Below are 14,595 nucleotides of genomic sequence, written 5' to 3'. Positions count from 1 at the left end.
GGGCCTTAAGCTGATGACGAATCTTGGATATGATAGGCGCGATTTTGCCGTCCCGCAGTGGGCCGCATTCTCACTTATTTTCCAGGTCCAGGCCACAAACGCCGGTAATCGCTCCTACTGAGCCGCCAGCGTCCTGAGCTTTTCCAACACAGAAAGTGGAGAGATCACCTTGGTAGAGTACGTAGTTTCCCTCGATAAGCTCGGCGTCCATGATGTAGAGCACGTGGGGGGCAAGAACGCATCCCTGGGCGAGATGATCAGTAATCTTGCGGGCGCCGGTGTATCGGTGCCAGGTGGTTTTGCCACCACCGCCCAGGCTTACCGTGATTTCCTCGAGTTGAGCGGCCTCAACGATCAGATCCATGCCGCCCTCGATGCGCTGGACGTCGATGACGTCAACGCCCTGGCCAAGACCGGCGCCCAGATCCGTCAATGGATCATGGAAGCCGAGTTCCCCGAGAAGCTCAACGCCGAAATCCGCACCGCGTTTGCCGCGCTGTCGGCCGGTAACCCGGACATGGCCGTTGCCGTGCGCTCCTCGGCCACCGCCGAAGACCTGCCAGACGCCTCCTTTGCCGGCCAGCAAGAAACCTTCCTGAACATCCGCGGCGTGGAAAACGTGATCCGCGCGGCCAAGGAAGTCTTCGCCTCGCTGTTCAACGACCGCGCCATTTCCTACCGTGTACACCAGGGTTTCGACCACAAGCTGGTGGCCTTGTCTGCCGGTGTGCAGCGCATGGTGCGTTCGGAAACCGGGACGGCCGGCGTGATGTTCACCCTGGACACCGAATCGGGCTTTCGCGACGTGGTCTTCATCACCGGCGCCTACGGCCTCGGCGAAACCGTCGTACAAGGCGCGGTGAACCCGGACGAATTCTACGTCCACAAACACACCCTTGAAGCCGGCCGCCCGGCCATCCTGCGCCGCAACCTGGGCAGCAAGGCCATCAAGATGATCTACGGCGACGAGGCCAAGGCCGGTCGCTCGGTAAAAACCGTTGATGTCGACAAGGCCGAGCGCGCGCGTTTCTGCCTGAGCGACGCTGAAGTCAGCGAGTTGGCCAAACAGGCGATGATCATCGAGAAGCACTACAAGTGCCCGATGGACATCGAATGGGCCAAAGACGGCGACGACGGCAAGCTGTACATCGTTCAGGCCCGCCCTGAAACCGTGAAGAGCCGCACCTCGGCCAACGTCATGGAACGCTACCTGTTGAAAGAAACCGGCACTGTGCTGGTGGAAGGCCGTGCCATCGGCCAGCGCATCGGCGCCGGCAAGGTGCGGATCATCAAGGACGTGTCCGAGATGGACAAGGTCCAGCCAGGCGACGTGCTGGTCTCCGACATGACCGACCCGGACTGGGAACCGGTGATGAAACGCGCCAGCGCCATCGTCACCAACCGTGGCGGGCGTACCTGCCACGCGGCGATCATCGCCCGTGAGCTGGGGATCCCGGCGGTTGTGGGTTGCGGCAACGCCACCCAGCTGTTGAAAGACGGCCAGGGCGTGACCGTGTCCTGCGCTGAAGGCGACACCGGCTTCATCTTCGAAGGTGAGCTGGGCTTCGACATCAAGCAAAACTCCATCGACGCCATGCCGGACCTGCCGTTCAAGATCATGATGAACGTCGGCAACCCGGACCGCGCCTTCGATTTCGCGCAATTGCCGAACGCCGGTGTGGGCCTGGCCCGCCTGGAGTTCATCATCAACCGCATGATCGGCGTGCACCCCAAGGCCCTGCTGAACTACGACGGCCTGCCGCCGGACATCAAGGAAAGCGTCGACAAGCGCATCGCCGGTTACAACGACCCGGTGGGCTTCTACGTCGAGAAGCTGGTGGAAGGCATCAGCACCCTGGCGGCGGCGTTCTACCCGAAAAAGGTCATCGTGCGGCTGTCGGACTTCAAGTCCAACGAATACGCCAACCTGATCGGCGGCAAGCTCTACGAGCCTGAAGAAGAAAACCCGATGTTGGGCTTCCGTGGCGCCTCGCGTTACATCAGCGAAGCGTTCCGCGACTGCTTCGAGCTGGAATGCCGTGCCCTCAAGCGCGTGCGCAACGAGATGGGCCTGACCAACGTCGAAATCATGGTGCCGTTCGTGCGCACCCTGGGCGAGGCGAGCCAGGTTGTGGACCTGCTGGCTGAAAACGGTTTGTCCCGTGGCGAGAACGGCCTGCGCGTCATCATGATGTGTGAACTTCCGTCCAACGCCATCCTGGCCGAGGAGTTCCTGGAATTCTTCGACGGCTTCTCCATCGGCTCCAACGACCTGACCCAACTGACCCTGGGCCTGGACCGCGACTCCGGGATCATCGCGCACCTGTTTGACGAGCGTAACCCTGCGGTCAAGAAGCTGCTGGCCAACGCCATCCAGGCGTGCAACAAGGCTGGCAAGTACATCGGTATCTGCGGCCAAGGCCCTTCCGATCACCCGGACCTGGCCAAATGGCTGATGGAGCAGGGCATCGAAAGCGTCTCGCTGAACCCCGATTCGGTACTGGAAACCTGGTTCTTCCTGGCTGAAGGCCAAGCGCCGGCGTAAGGCGTAACCCCCAAAAGTGCCGGTCAACCTTGCGGTTGGCCGGCATTTCTCATTCTGTACAGGGCGGAACTCCTTCCGGACGCCGCCCTTTTTTGTGCAAGAGCATTATGCAAAGCAGCAGCAACCTGTTTCCCGTCGCCTTGATCAGCGCTGAGCGTCGCGGCGACCTGAGTGAAGATGTGTATCGCCTCAAGCCCGGCAATAGCCCTGACGGCACCGTCGAGCTGGCCGTGACCCGCCTGGGCCTGGCTGACGTCCCGGAAAACCGGGGCGTGCCGGTGGTTTTGTTGCATGGCAGCTTCTCCAACCGGCGCTTCTGGTACTCGCCCAAGGGGATCGGACTGGGCGCCTACCTGGCGCGCGAGGGGTTCGACGTCTGGATCCCGGAAATGCGCGGCCACGGGCTGTCCCGGCGTAACCACGACTACGCCAAAAACCGCGTCGCCGACTATGCTCGCTACGACTTGCCGGCCATTGCAGCGTTTGTGCGTGAGCAAAGTGGGCAGATTCCTCACTGGATCGGGCATTCCCTGGGTGGCACCACCTTGGTTGCAGCCCTTGGTGGGCAGCACCTTGGCGCGCCGGCAGCGGCCTCGGTGGCGCTGTTTGGCTGCCAGGTCAGCCGTACCCATTGGCCGTTGAAATTGCCGCCGTTGGAATGGACCGGTCGCCTGCTCTTGAAACGATTTGGCCAATTGTCTGGCGCGCGACTGAAACGCGGGCCAGAGGACGAGCCGGCGGGCGTGCTGATTGAAGCCATGCGCTGGAATGGCCTGTTCGGCCGCTTTGGCGAAGGGAAGCAGGATTGGTGGAAAGGCCTGGCAGATGTCGACGTACCGCTATTGGCGGTGAGCGCTGCCGGCGATCATCAGGACCCGGACTGGGCCTGCCGCAAGCTCTTCGAGCAAGTCGGCTCCGAGCATCGCCAGTACCTGTGTCTTGGGCGCAAGAACGGGTTCAGCGGGGATTTCGGGCATGTCGAGATGCTAGTCAGCAAGGCCGCCCAGGCGCAAGTGTGGCCGTTGGTGACGCGTTGGTTGAAGGATCCGCTCACACCTTTGATGGGGGCGCAGGCGCAGGCGCTTGCAGCGGTTTGAGCGGGAGGCTCTATCAGGGGCGTTTCGCTTGTTTGCCGTAGCGGCTAAGATATGACGCGTCGGGTGGTTTTGGTCATATTCAGTCGCTCAGTGGGTCTTGCGTTGCTGCCCGAGGGGCCCGACTATTCGACCCGGCTTAAAGAACCTTCATGGCAAAGCGTTTCAAGATGTAAGTAAACAGTGGGATGTTTGACACCTTCTTTCACCTACAGGAGTTTCTCGATGAACCATTACCTTACCCCCGACCTGTGCGATGCCTACCCGGAGCTGGTGCAGGTGGTTGAGCCGATGTTCAGCAATTTCGGCGGCCGAGACTCCTTTGGTGGCGAGATCGTGACCATCAAGTGCTTCGAAGACAATTCCCTGGTCAAGCAACAAGCCGAACTCAATGGCGCCGGCAAGGTGCTGGTGGTCGACGGTGGTGGTTCCCTGCGCCGCGCGTTGCTGGGCGACATGATCGCCGAGAAAGCCGCGAAAAACGGTTGGGAAGGGCTGGTGATCTACGGCTGCATCCGCGATGTGGATGTGATCGCCCAAACCGACCTGGGCGTGCAGGCCCTGGCCAGCCACCCAATGAAGACTGACAAGCGCGGTATTGGCGATTTGAACGTGGCGGTGACATTCGCCGGCGTGACCTTCCGTCCGGGTGAGTACGTGTACGCCGACAATAACGGTGTGATCGTCTCTCCCAGCCCGCTGAAAATGCCTGAATAACAGCAGTAGCCGACAGGGGTGAGGATGTTCGAGGAAGAAAACGCGCAGTGGGGGCTGGTGCATGCCCTGGTGCTGGATGGTAAAGGTGGCGCGCGTTCGATTGCCCGGACAGAGCTTGATGAGCTGCAACTGCAGCCTCAGGAAAGCCTGTGGCTGCATTGGGACCGTAGCCATCCCCAGACCCAGACCTGGTTGCGCAAGTCCAGCGGCTTGAGCGAGTTCGCGTGTGACCTGCTGCTGGAGGAAAACACCCGCCCACGTCTGTTGCCACTGCCGGACGCTGAACTGCTGCTGTTTTTACGCGGGGTCAACCTCAATCCCGGCGCCGAACCGGAAGACATGGTTTCGGTGCGCATCTTTGCCTCGGCAGCGCGGGTAATTTCCCTGCGCTTGCGCCCGCTGCGCGCCACCGATGAATTGCTGGTGCAACTGGCGGATGGCAAGGGGCCGAAAACCTCCTCGGAACTGGTCCTTTATATGGCGCAGTACCTGACCAATAAGGTTCAGGATCTGGTCAGCGATCTGTCCGAAATCGTCGATATCGAAGAAGAAAAACTGGATGCCGACGAACGGTATACCCCGGAGCATGGCAGCGTTTTGCAGATCCGTCGGCGCGCCGCCGGGCTGAAACGTTTCCTGTCGCCGCAGCGGGATATTTTCGCGCAGTTGACCCGGATCAAGTTGGCCTGGTTCTGCGACGACGATGCTGACTACTGGAACGAATTGAACAACAGCCTGACGCGTTACCTGGAAGAGCTGGAATTGGCTCGGGAGCGCGTGGGGCTTGTACTTGAGACCGAAGACCGGCGTTTGAGCCTGCGCATGAACCGCACCATGTACCGCTTCGGGATCATCACCGGAATCTTTTTGCCGATGAGTTTTCTGACCGGTTTGCTGGGGATCAACGTGGGCGGAATTCCGTTCTCTTCCAGCCCTTACGGGTTCCTGATTGCCTGCCTGATGATGGTCTCGGTGGCGGTCGGGCAGTGGTGGTTGTTTCGACGTTTACGTTGGGTCTGACCTGAATGTGACCTGAACGTGGAAAGAGGTCATGTGACCCGAAGAATTTTACCCTCGTCTTTTAAATCACTTGCGAGAGGTCTTTTATGCACGATCCGTTCGAACAGTCTTTGCGTGACATGCTCAATGCCTCGCCGTCCAACCGGGACGACGATGCTTGCCTGGGTCGCGTTTTGAAAACCGCCAACCGCCAGGTCGGTGCGGGGGACCTGTTCGGTCTGCTTGGCCGCTGGTTGCCGGCATTGATGATGGCGCTGAACAATGGTTCGGCCCACGTTTCACCGGTTTCCCGTCGTAAACCTCTTGCTCGCACTGCTGATAAGGCTGAATGAATATGGAACTCGATCTCTGGACTCAGAGTCTGGTAACTGCAATGACTGCGTTGTGGACCAAGGTGGCGAATTTCATTCCCAACCTGTTTGGTGCACTGGTGGTGGTACTGCTGGGTTTTGTCGTGGCCAAGCTGCTCGACACCCTGCTCTCCAAATTGCTGGCTAAGCTGGGTCTTGATCGATTGATGGGTGGTACCGGCCTGACCAAGATTCTGGGGCGCGCCGGGTTGCAGGTACCGATCTCGACATTGATCGGAAAGATCGTTTATTGGTTTGTTTTGCTGATTTTTCTGGTTTCTGCGGCTGAATCCCTTGGACTTGAGCGAGTTTCAGCTACGCTCGATATGCTGGCGCTGTATTTGCCGAAGGTATTCGGTGGCGCGTTGGTGTTGCTGGTAGGGGTTTTGCTGGCGCAACTGGCCAATGGGCTGGTGCGCGGTGCGGCTGAAGGCGTAGGGCTGGATTACGCCAGCGGCCTTGGGCGAATTGCCCAGGGGCTGGTAATTATCATCAGTATTTCGGTCGCGATCAGCCAGTTGGAGGTCAAGACTGACCTGCTGAACCATGTGATTGTGATTGTTTTGATTACCGTTGGTCTGGCCGTTGCGCTGGCCATGGGACTGGGAAGCCGGGAAATTGCCGGGCAGATTCTTGCGGGAATCTATGTGCGTGAGCTGTATCAGGTTGGGCAACAAGTGCGTGTGGGCGAGGTCGAAGGGCAGATCGAGGAGATCGGTACGGTCAAGACAACAGTGCTGACCGACGATGGCGAACTGGTGTCGCTTTCGAATCGGATCTTGCTGGAACAGCATGTGACTAGCCGCTAACCCGGCAAACCCTGCTAATGTACGCCGCCGCAATCCTGGGTATCCAGGCTGTGGCGGACATTGACCTGACTGTCGGCACGACTTGTTTTGAATAAAGCCCAAACGCTGTCCACGCGCTATGACCCCCGTGAGCTCTCTGATGAGGAGTTGGTCGCGCGCGCGCACACGGAGCTGTTTCACGTAACACGCGCGTACGAAGAATTGATGCGCAGGTATCAACGCACTCTGTTCAACGTTTGTTCAAGGTATTTAGGGAACGATAGAGATGCGGATGATGTCTGTCAGGAAGTGATGCTCAAGGTGCTATACGGCCTGAAGAACTTCGAGGGTAAATCGAAGTTCAAGACATGGCTCTATAGCATCACGTACAACGAGTGCATCACGCAGTATCGGAAGGAACGGCGAAAGCGTCGCTTGATGGATGCTTTGAGTCTGGACCCCCTTGAGGAAGCGTCTGAAGAGAAGGCGCCAACCCCGGAAGAAAAGGGCGGACTCGATCGCTGGCTGGTGCATGTGAATCCGATTGACCGGGAAATTCTGGTGCTACGATTTGTCGCAGAGCTGGAATTTCAGGAAATTGCTGACATCATGCATATGGGTTTGAGTGCTACAAAAATGCGTTACAAACGTGCTCTTGATAAATTACGTGAGAAATTTGCGGGCAGTACTGAAACTTAGTGCGTGGCAAATATCTCTTACGTGTAGGCAAGTTCTGTTAGACTTGTCGCCGAGTTGTCCCCCGGTATGTGGGACTGCTTTACAATCACCAGATGGGGATTTAACGGATGAAACTGAAAAACACCTTGGGCTTGGCCATTGGTACTCTTATTGCTGCTACTTCCTTCGGCGCTCTGGCACAAGGCGAAGGCGCAGTTGAAGGCCAGCTGTTCTACAAAAAGCAGTTCAACGATAGCGTCAAGCATATCGAAGACGGCTACAATCCTGGCGCCAGCATCGGTTACTTCCTGACCGACGACGTGTCGATCAACCTGAACTACGACACTACCAACCACACCCGTTCGAACGACGGTACTGGCAACCAGAAGATCAAAGGTGATACCGGCAGCGTTACTGCCCAGTACCACTTCGGTCAAGCTGGTGTCGACTCCCTGCGTCCATACGTAGAAGGCGGTTTCGGCCACCAGAGCCGTACCAACGTACAGGCTGATGGTCACAGCGGTCGCGATCAGTCGACCCTGGCTATCGCTGGCGCTGGCGTGAAGTACTACTTCACCGACAACCTGTTCGCACGTGCTGGTGTTGAAGCTGACTACGCACTGGACAACGGCAAGTGGGATTACTCTGCACTGGTTGGTCTGGGCGTAAACTTCGGCGGCAACGCTGGTAAAACTGCTCCAGCTCCTGCCCCAGCACCAGCTCCAGAGCCAGTTCCAGAGCCAGAAGCTCCGGTTGCTCAGGTTGTTCGTGTTGAGCTGGACGTGAAGTTCGACTTCGACAAGTCGGTTGTTAAGCCTAACAGCTACGGCGACGTGAAAAACCTCGCTGACTTCATGAAACAGTACCCACAAACCACCACCGTTGTTGAAGGTCACACTGACTCCGTCGGTCCTGACGCTTACAACCAGAAGCTGTCCCAGCGTCGTGCTGACGCTGTTAAGCAAGTCCTGGTCAAAGACGGTATTGCTCCTAACCGTGTAAGCTCGGTTGGTTATGGCAAATCCCGCCCAGTTGCTGACAACGCAACTGAAGCTGGCCGTGCTATCAACCGTCGCGTAGAAGCCTCGGTAGAAGCACAAGCAGCTCAGTAATTACTGAGTTGTAGAAAAAAGCCCGGCTTAGGCCGGGCTTTTTTTCGCCTGGAATTTGCCTCAGGCGTGAACGCGGGCGTTGGCTTCAACCGCCTGCGTCGCCTGGATAACCCGACCAATCACCAGAATCGCCGGGCTCTTCAGGGCGAAGTCCTGCGCGTCGTCCTGCATCCGGGAAAGGCTGCTGCGGCACTCGCGCTGCTCTGGCAACGAGGCGTTTTCAATCATTGCCACCGGCATATCATCGCTCATGCCACCATCCAGCAACTGCTTGCGAATCTCCCCCAGCTTCGCTACCCCCATGTAGATCACCAGCGTCGTGCCGCCCTCGGCCAGTGCCCGCCAGTTGAGGCTGCTGTCGTCCTGGGTGTGGGCCGTGACCAGCGTTACGCCACGGCTGACACCGCGTAACGTGAGCGGGATATCACAATTGGTTGCCCCGGCCAGCCCCGCCGTAATGCCGTTGACCAACTCCACTTCCACCCCTTGTTGCCTGAGCCACGCCGCCTCTTCGCCGCCGCGACCAAAAATGCACGGATCACCGCCCTTGAGCCGTACCACGCACTTGCCTTGCCGGGCATAGCGCAACATCAGGCGATGGATAAATGCCTGCGGCGTGGAGCGGCAGCCGCCGCGTTTACCCACGGTGATCAGCCGTGCAGTGGGGCAGTGCTCCAGCAGCGCCGGGTTGACCAGATCATCGATCAGCACCACATCGGCTTCCCGCAGCGCCCTTGCCGCCTTGAGCGTCAGCAACTCCGGGTCGCCGGGACCTGCGCCTACCAGCCAGACTTTTGCGCTCATATTCTTCCCTCACACCGTGATCGCGATTGGCTGCGTGCCGCTCGCCAATAGCCGTTTGATTTCCGGCACACAGGAGCCGCATTGCGTACCGCAACCCAGTTCCTGCTTCAGCCCATTCAGGTCCAGGCCCCGGGCAATGCCGGCGCAGACCGCGCTTTCGCTGACGTTCTTGCAGTTGCACAATGTCTTGTTACTGGTCGAACCGCCCCCCGGTGGCGCACTCAATGGCGCCAGCAGCCAGCGTCGTAATTGATCATCAGTGCGACCTTCCAACCACAGGCTTTGCAACCAGTGGCGAGCCAGGGTTTCGCCGGCCAAGCGAATCGCGGTGATGCGGCCCTTTTCAATTTTTACCCGCTTGCCAATGGAGCGCCGCGGGTCGTCATAAGCCATGACTGGCCCGTCATTGAGGCCCAGCAGTTGGTCAATCTGCTTAAGCAGTTCAAGCGCGGGCGCCTCGTGATGCGCTGCACGAATCAGCAGCGCGGGCCGCTCGCGGCCGGTCAGGCTCAGGCTCACGTAGGCAAAGCCCTCACACAGTGGTCGTAGTGCTTCGAAGTGTTGTTGCACATCGCCTTCAATCAGTGCAAACAAATGCCAGGGCAGTTGCACCGGCTCCAGGCGCACGCCGCTGTGTTTGAGTTCTGGCTGCTTGGACAGAGGGTCGAACGCTGGCTGGGTGAGCGCATTCACGCCACCTTTTAGAAAACGGTCGCCCCAGTGCATCGGCAGAAACGCCTGGCCGGGACGCACACTGTCATCGCTGCCGACGGCTACAATCACACTGCCGCGCCGGCTTTTCAGGCTGATCAGGTCGCCTTCCTTCAAACGATGCCGGCGCAGTTCATCCGGGTGCAGGCTGAGCAACGCTTCACTGACATGGCCGAACAGCTGGGCAGCGGTGCCGGTGCGGCTCATGCCATGCCATTGGTCCCGCAGGCGCCCGGTGATCAGGGTGAGTGGGAAACGGGCGTCACGCTGTTCCTTGGCGGCGCGATAAGGGTCGGCCACGAAGTGCGCGCGGCCAGTCTCGGTAGGAAAGATTCCGTCGGTATACAGGCGCGTGGTTCCACTCACCGCATTGGCCGGGAATGGCCATTGTTGCGGGCCGACCCGGTCCAGCAGGGCGTGACTGATGCCCGACAAGTCCAGGTCGCGCCCACGGGTCAGCAGTTTGTATTCATCAAAGATTTGCGCCGGTTGCTCAAAGGCAAAAAGCCCCGGTTTTCCGGGACAAAGACGCTGCTCCAGGCGCTGGGCAAAATCCACGGTGATTGCCCAGTCGGGCCGCGCTTCCCCTGGTGGGACGATGGCCTGCCGGACGTGGGAAATGCGCCGTTCCGAGTTGGTGACCGTGCCTTCTTTTTCGCCCCAGCTCGCCGCCGGTAACAACAGGTCGGCGAAACGTGCAGTCTCGGTTGTACGAAAGGCTTCCTGCAGCACCACGAACGGACACGCTTCCAGGGCCTGACGTACGGTGTTCTGGTCGGGCAGGGATTGAGCGGGATTGGTGCAGGCGATCCACAGCGCCTTGATCTTGCCGGCCTGTATCTGTTCAAACAGTTCGATGGCGGTCAGCCCGGTGCTGGCCGGCAGTTGTTCAACACCCCAATACGCGGCCACTTCTGCCCGATGCTCAGGGTTGGCCGCCTCACGATGGCCCGGCAGTAAATTCGACAAACTGCCGGTTTCCCGACCACCCATGGCATTCGGCTGACCGGTCAGGGAGAACGGTCCGCAGCCGGGGCGGCCAATGGTGCCGGTCGCCAGGTGCAGGTTAATCAAGGTGCTGTTCTTCGCGCTGCCCGCGGTGGACTGGTTAAGCCCCATGCACCACAACGACAGAAAGCTCGGCGAGGTACCGACCCATTCCGCGCACTGGCGCAGTTGCTCGACACTGATCCCACACAGTTGCGTGACCATTTGCGGCGTGTAGTCGTGAACCAGGCGTTTCAGCTCGACCAGTCCGTCGGTATGGGCCTGGATAAAGTCGCGGTCGATCCAGTCTTCCCACAGCAACAAGTGCAAGATCCCATGGAACAGCGCGACATCTGTACCCGGCAGGATCGCCAGGTGCATGTCTGCCAAATCACAGGTATCGGTGCGCCGGGGATCGATCACCACCACTTTCATCTGTGGCCGGCGGGCTTTGGCTTCCTCCAGGCGTCGGAACAACACCGGATGCGCGTAGGCCATGTTACTGCCGACGATCATCACGCAGTCGCTCGACTCCAGGTCCTCATAGCTGCATGGCGGAGCGTCGGCGCCCAGGCTGCGCTTGTAGCCAACCACCGCCGAAGACATACACAGCCGCGAGTTGCTATCGATGTTATTGGTGCCCACCAGCGCCCGCGCCAGTTTGTTGAAGCTGTAGTAATCCTCGGTCAGCAACTGCCCGGAGATATAGAACGCCACGCTGTCCGGCCCGTGCTCGGTGATGGTCTCGGCGAACACATTCGCCGCGTGCTCCAGGGCGGTGTCCCAATCGGTGCGGCTGCGGGCCAGGCCCTTGCCCAGCCGCAGTTCCGGGTACAACGCGCGGGCCGAGAGGTCGCCGGTCAGGTGCAGGCTGGCGCCCTTGCTGCACAGCTTGCCAAAGTTGGCCGGATGGCTCGGGTCACCACTGACGCCGAGGATCTGCGAGCCATCATGCTCGATCAGCACGCCGCAACCGACCCCGCAATAGCAGCAGGTGGACGCGGTGGTCTGGCGGTTCATCAACCGGCGTCCCGGAGTGCCAGCATCACCCGACCGTTTTCCACGCGGGCCGGGTGGTGATGGGCACAGCCGATGTCCGGTGCCTGGGCTTCACCGGACTCCAGGTCGATCTGCCAGTTATGCAGCGGGCAGGCCACACGTTTACCGTAGATCAAGCCTTGGGACAGCGGGCCGCCCTTGTGCGGGCAGCGATCGTCGAGGGCGAAAACTTCGTCGTCACTGGTACGAAAAATCGCGATGTCGCCTTTAGGCCCGGTGATGATGCGTGAACCCAGGGCGTTGATTTCTTCGAGGGCGCAGATATCCAGCCAGTTCATGCCGGCACCTCCAGCAGTTTGACGGGGATTGTGTCGAACTCCTTTTTCAGCAGCGGCTGTTCCAGGCGTTCTTTCCACGGGTCCTGTTCGAATGACAGGGAGAATTGCAGGCGTTCATTAAGCGCCTGGCGCCGCGCCGGGTCTTCCAGCACGGCCTTCTTGATGTGCTCCATGCCCACCCGTTGCAGGTAGTGCACGGTGCGCTCCAGGTAGAAGGCTTCTTCTCGGTAGAGCTGTAGGAACGCGCCGTTGTATTCGCGCACCTCTTCGGCGGTTTTCAGCTTGACGAAGAACTCGGCGACTTCGGTCTTGATCCCGCCGTTACCGCCGATGTACATCTCCCAGCCGGAATCGACGCCGATAATTCCCACGTCCTTGATCCCAGCTTCCGAGCAGTTACGCGGGCAGCCGGACACCGCCAGCTTGACCTTGTGGGGCGACCACATATTGAACAGGTCATGCTCCAGCTCGATCCCCAGTTGTGTGGAATTTTGCGTACCAAAGCGGCAGAACTCGCTGCCGACGCAGGTCTTCACGGTGCGGATGGATTTGCCGTAGGCATGGCCGGACGGCATATCGAGGTCTTTCCACACGCCGGGCAAGTCCTGCTTCTTGATACCCAGCAAGTCAATGCGCTGCCCGCCGGTGACCTTGACCATCGGCACGTTGTATTTGTCTGCCACGTCGGCGATGCGTCGCAGTTCCGACGGATTGGTCACGCCGCCCCACATCCTCGGGACTACCGAGTAGGTGCCGTCTTTCTGAATATTGGCGTGGGCCCGTTCGTTGATCAGGCGCGACTGCGGGTCGTCCTTGGCTTCGCCGGGCCAGGTGGAAATCAGGTAATAGTTGAGTGCCGGGCGGCAAGTGGCGCAGCCGTTCGGGGTGCGCCAGTTCAGGTAGCTCATGGTGCCGGCGATAGTCAGCAGGTGCTGGTCGCGGATGGCCTGGCGGATCTGCCCGTGGTTGAGGTCGCTGCAGCCGCAGATGGCTTTTTCGCTTTTCGGTTTGACGTCCGCCGCGCCGCCCACGGTGTTGATCAGGATCTGTTCCACCAAGCCTGCGCAGGAACCGCAGGAGCTGGCGGCCTTGGTGTGCTTCTTCACGTCGTCGACGCTGAGCAGCCCGTGTTCCTGAATCGCCTTGACGATGGTGCCCTTGCACACGCCGTTGCAGCCGCAGACTTCAGCGCTGTCGGCCATGCTCATGGCTTTGTCTTGGCCTTGATGGCCTACATCACCGATGGCGTTTTCGCCGAACATCAGGTGATCGCGGATCTCGCCAATCGCGTGGTTCTCACGGATCTGCCTGAAATACCAACCACCGTCAGCGGTGTCGCCGTACAGGCAGGCGCCCACGAGGATGTCGTCCTTGATCACCAGCTTCTTGTAGACGCCGCCAATCGGGTCGGACAGGGTGATGGTCTCGGTCCCTTCGCCGCCCATGAAATCCCCGGCGGAGAACAGGTCGATGCCGGTGACTTTCAATTTGGTCGAGGTCACCGAGCCTTGATAGCGCGCGAAACCCAACTGGGCGAGGTGATTGGCGCAGACTTTGGCCTGCTCGAACAGAGGTGCCACCAGGCCGTAGGCGATCCCGCGATGGCTGGCGCATTCGCCGATGGCATAGATGCGCGGGTCGTAGGTTTGCAGGGTGTCGTTGACCAGAATCCCACGGTTGCACGGGATGCCGGATTTTTCCGCAAGTTCGGTGTTGGGGCGGATGCCCGCAGCCATCACCACCAGGTCGGCGGGGATCACATCGCCATTCTTGAACTGCACCGAACCGACACGGCCATTGCCGGCGTCATGCAGGGCCTGGGTTTGCTCTTGCAGGCGGAACACCAGGCCACGGCTTTCCAGTTCGGTTTGCAGCAACTGGCCGCTGGTTTTGTCCAGTTGCCGCTCCAACAGCCACTCGCCGATATGCACCACGGTCACGTGCATGCCGCGCAACATCAGGCCGTTGGCGGCCTCAAGGCCCAACAGGCCACCACCGATCACCACCGCGTGTTTGTGGGTCTTGGCGGTGTCGATCATGGCCTGGGTGTCGGCGATGTCGCGGTAGCCGATCACACCCTGCAACGTATTGCCGGGAATCGGCAGGATAAACGGCGTGGAACCGGTGGCAATCAGCAGGCGATCGTACTCGGCCTCGCTGCCGTCTTCGGCGATGACTTTGCGTTTGACCCGGTCGATCTGCACCACTTTGCGATTGAGCAGCAACTTGATGTTGTTATCGAGGTACCAGCTCAAATCGTTGAGCACGATCTCTTCGAAGGTCTGCTCACCGGCCAGCACCGGCGACAACAGGATGCGGTTGTAATTGGTGTGGGGCTCGGCGCCGAAGACGGTGATGTCGTACAGGTCGCTGCTCAGCTTGAGCAATTCTTCAAGGGTGCGAACCCCGGCCATGCCGTTGCCGATCATCACCAGTTTGAGTTTCTTCATGT

The 14,595-nt window shown here is 59.7% G+C and carries 12 protein-coding genes; 8 read left to right on the top strand and 4 right to left on the bottom strand.

The genetic code is table 11. From position 1 onward, the window contains the following. Window positions 1-169 precede the first annotated feature (169 nt). The 8 genes from ppsA (at window position 170) to CEC48_RS15760 (ending at window position 8,304) form a co-directional block, all read left to right on the top strand. On the top strand, window positions 170-2,545 hold the full coding sequence (gene ppsA / locus CEC48_RS15795; RefSeq protein WP_088424582.1) for a phosphoenolpyruvate synthase: 2,376 nt from the start codon (window positions 170-172) through the stop codon (window positions 2,543-2,545). Window positions 2,546-2,652: 107 nt separating this feature from the next. After that, a complete protein-coding gene (locus tag CEC48_RS15790) occupies window positions 2,653-3,642 on the top strand; it encodes an alpha/beta fold hydrolase (protein ID WP_088424581.1) in 990 nt (329 codons plus the stop codon). 222 nt (window positions 3,643-3,864) lie between these two features. Then, window positions 3,865-4,356 carry a ribonuclease E activity regulator RraA gene (gene rraA, locus CEC48_RS15785; protein ID WP_088424580.1) on the top strand — a complete coding sequence of 164 codons (492 nt, stop codon included), beginning with the start codon at window positions 3,865-3,867 and terminating at the stop codon, window positions 4,354-4,356. 24 nt (window positions 4,357-4,380) lie between these two features. Further along, window positions 4,381-5,376, top strand: coding sequence for a zinc transporter ZntB (locus CEC48_RS15780; protein WP_088424579.1), 996 nt, complete (start codon window positions 4,381-4,383; stop codon window positions 5,374-5,376). 86 nt (window positions 5,377-5,462) lie between these two features. Continuing rightward, complete coding sequence (locus CEC48_RS15775) at window positions 5,463-5,708, top strand: hypothetical protein (RefSeq protein ID WP_003215011.1); 246 nt, start codon at window positions 5,463-5,465, stop codon at window positions 5,706-5,708. A gap of 2 nt (window positions 5,709-5,710) precedes the next feature. Continuing rightward, window positions 5,711-6,535 carry a mechanosensitive ion channel domain-containing protein gene (locus CEC48_RS15770; RefSeq protein WP_008432650.1) on the top strand — a complete coding sequence of 275 codons (825 nt, stop codon included), beginning with the start codon at window positions 5,711-5,713 and terminating at the stop codon, window positions 6,533-6,535. 87 nt (window positions 6,536-6,622) lie between these two features. Continuing rightward, a complete protein-coding gene (gene sigX, locus CEC48_RS15765; RefSeq protein WP_008432648.1) occupies window positions 6,623-7,213 on the top strand; it encodes an RNA polymerase sigma factor SigX in 591 nt (196 codons plus the stop codon). 107 nt (window positions 7,214-7,320) lie between these two features. Further along, complete coding sequence (locus CEC48_RS15760) at window positions 7,321-8,304, top strand: OmpA family protein (protein WP_088424578.1); 984 nt, start codon at window positions 7,321-7,323, stop codon at window positions 8,302-8,304. Between the two features lie 60 nt (window positions 8,305-8,364). On the opposite strand, the gene cobA is transcribed toward CEC48_RS15760, so the two are convergent. From cobA to nirB, 4 genes are read right to left on the bottom strand one after another with little or no spacing between them, the layout of a single operon-like run. Beyond that, entirely contained in the window at window positions 8,365-9,108 is a 744-nt protein-coding gene (gene cobA / locus CEC48_RS15755; protein ID WP_088424577.1) for a uroporphyrinogen-III C-methyltransferase, read from the bottom strand. A 9-nt stretch (window positions 9,109-9,117) separates the two neighbouring features. Continuing rightward, window positions 9,118-11,826, bottom strand: a complete 2,709-nt coding sequence (locus tag CEC48_RS15750; RefSeq protein ID WP_088424576.1) for a nitrate reductase — start codon at window positions 11,824-11,826, stop codon at window positions 9,118-9,120. Continuing rightward, complete coding sequence (gene nirD, locus CEC48_RS15745; RefSeq protein WP_088424575.1) at window positions 11,826-12,143, bottom strand: nitrite reductase small subunit NirD; 318 nt, start codon at window positions 12,141-12,143, stop codon at window positions 11,826-11,828. Before nirD ends, CEC48_RS15750 begins: the two co-directional genes overlap by 1 nt. Further along, a complete protein-coding gene (gene nirB, locus CEC48_RS15740) occupies window positions 12,140-14,593 on the bottom strand; it encodes a nitrite reductase large subunit NirB (RefSeq protein ID WP_088424574.1) in 2,454 nt (817 codons plus the stop codon). The genes nirD and nirB overlap by 4 nt, the downstream gene beginning before the upstream one ends. Window positions 14,594-14,595 lie beyond the last annotated feature (2 nt).

This window comes from Pseudomonas sp. K2I15 (genome assembly GCF_002204795.1).
Taxonomy (GTDB): domain Bacteria; phylum Pseudomonadota; class Gammaproteobacteria; order Pseudomonadales; family Pseudomonadaceae; genus Aquipseudomonas.
Note: the sequence above shows the minus strand (reverse complement) of the source record. Positions and strands in the feature narration are given on the sequence as shown.

Coding starts and splice junctions, on each gene's coding strand:
- CEC48_RS15760 (WP_088424578.1), top strand. CDS start 7,321: ATGAAACTGAAAAACACCTTGGGCTTGGCCATTGGTACTCTTATTGCT.
- cobA (WP_088424577.1), bottom strand. CDS start 9,108: ATGAGCGCAAAAGTCTGGCTGGTAGGCGCAGGTCCCGGCGACCCGGAG.
- rraA (WP_088424580.1), top strand. CDS start 3,865: ATGAACCATTACCTTACCCCCGACCTGTGCGATGCCTACCCGGAGCTG.
- CEC48_RS15750 (WP_088424576.1), bottom strand. CDS start 11,826: ATGAACCGCCAGACCACCGCGTCCACCTGCTGCTATTGCGGGGTCGGT.
- CEC48_RS15775 (WP_003215011.1), top strand. CDS start 5,463: ATGCACGATCCGTTCGAACAGTCTTTGCGTGACATGCTCAATGCCTCG.
- nirD (WP_088424575.1), bottom strand. CDS start 12,143: ATGAACTGGCTGGATATCTGCGCCCTCGAAGAAATCAACGCCCTGGGT.
- nirB (WP_088424574.1), bottom strand. CDS start 14,593: ATGAAGAAACTCAAACTGGTGATGATCGGCAACGGCATGGCCGGGGTT.
- CEC48_RS15780 (WP_088424579.1), top strand. CDS start 4,381: ATGTTCGAGGAAGAAAACGCGCAGTGGGGGCTGGTGCATGCCCTGGTG.
- CEC48_RS15790 (WP_088424581.1), top strand. CDS start 2,653: ATGCAAAGCAGCAGCAACCTGTTTCCCGTCGCCTTGATCAGCGCTGAG.
- CEC48_RS15770 (WP_008432650.1), top strand. CDS start 5,711: ATGGAACTCGATCTCTGGACTCAGAGTCTGGTAACTGCAATGACTGCG.